This window comes from Actinomadura geliboluensis, assembly GCF_005889745.1.
GTDB classification, from domain to species: Bacteria; Actinomycetota; Actinomycetes; order Streptosporangiales; family Streptosporangiaceae; genus Spirillospora; species Spirillospora geliboluensis.
Map to the genome: position 1 here is coordinate 1 of NZ_VCKZ01000744.1, position 1282 is coordinate 1282.

At 70.1% G+C, this 1282-nt stretch carries 1 protein-coding gene and 1 pseudogene; both read right to left on the reverse strand.

Translation table 11 applies throughout. From position 1 onward, the window contains the following. A pseudogene (locus tag ETD96_RS47415) lies at positions 1–148 on the reverse strand (DNA-binding response regulator); the annotation flags it as partial. A gap of 175 nt (positions 149–323) precedes the next feature. Then, the gene (locus ETD96_RS43980) at positions 324–902 is read right to left on the reverse strand and encodes an Rv1733c family protein (protein WP_138642378.1); all 579 of its coding nucleotides are present in this window, start codon (positions 900–902) and stop codon (positions 324–326) included. Positions 903–1282: the final 380 nt, after the last annotated feature.

Sequence of the window (1282 nt, forward strand, 5' to 3'; positions counted from 1 at the left end):
GGGCGTGGTCGGCGGTGCCGGCCTCGCCGACGATCTCGATGTCGTCCTCGGCCGACAGCAGCGCCGCGACCCCGCGGCGGACGACCTCGTGATCGTCCAGCAGGAACACCCGGATCGTCTCGCCGGCCTCGCGGTTCGGGCTTGTCATCGCACCATTCCCTGCTTTAGCGGTGATGTACGGACGTTACCCGGTCGGAGACGATCTCGGCCGGACGCTGGAGGGCCTGTTCCGGCAGCGGAGGTGAGTCCCTGCAGGTCGTCTGGTTGCTCAGGGATGAGCGGGAGGCCGGAGATTCTGGCAAACCCAGGCAGCGGGACGGTGGTCAGGGACCGATGTGGTGGTTGTCGAGGCGCGCCCAGGCGGCGTCCCAGAGTTGGTCGCGTCGTCGGTCGTACCTGCGGCGGGCCAGCCGGTAGAGGCCGAGTAGCGGCGCTGCTGTGGCCAGTGCGACGCCGGCCACGGCCAGTCCGGTCTGGGCGAGGGTCCGCGAATGATCTCGTGGTGGAAGAAGCGACACGGTGCCGGGGCCGGCCCAGACCCTGACGCGAGTCCCGATATCGGGCCCGCGCAAGGTCGTGTAGTCGCCCGTCCGGCGGGTTCCGCCCGGCTCGGTCCAAGCGACGGTGACCTGGTGCCGCCCCTTAACCTGCTTGATCTTCACCGCGGTCGCGTCGACCCGGTGCCATGTGGCGGCCTCGTACCGCTCGGCCCGCACGCCCGAGTCGTGGACGATCCAGGCGGTGTGGACGGCCAGTGGCGGGGCGATGCCGGAGAAGATCATCAGCAGGATGACGCCGAGCCTTCGCTGGGCGCGGTCGACGTCCCGCCGCAGGTCGTTGCCGTCCAGGCCGAGGCTACGGCGCCATCGATCCGCTCGCGCCCGCATCCTCGCCCGTTTCATGACGCCGTCCCCTTCCGACCAGCCTGAAGCGACGCTAAACGCGAGGCAGAGGCGGCCTACAGGGACCGAGGGCCCGTGACCGGTGGGTCTTTAGGCCCTGCGTGCGCCCGGACACGGGGCCCGTTGGTCCCGTTGATCGTGCGCCGAAGGGACCTACAGCGCGTCCCGCGATGAGGGTTGAGTAAGGGGTGATGGAACCGGCGATGTGATGGAAGGTGAGACGGCGATGGCAGTCTCCGAGCACAAGACGCACGCGGGGCGCGGCACCCTGATTCGGGTGGTGGCGCCGAGGCCGCTGACCGAGACGCCCGCCGCCCGCTACGCCTGGGCTGCGGCCCGGTTGGCGCTGGGCTGGATCTTCGTGTGGGCGTTCGTGGACA

Excerpts from the sequence above, each read along its gene's own strand:
- ETD96_RS43980 (WP_138642378.1), bottom strand. The coding sequence starts at position 902 with ATGAAACGGGCGAGGATGCGGGCGCGAGCGGATCGATGGCGCCGTAGC.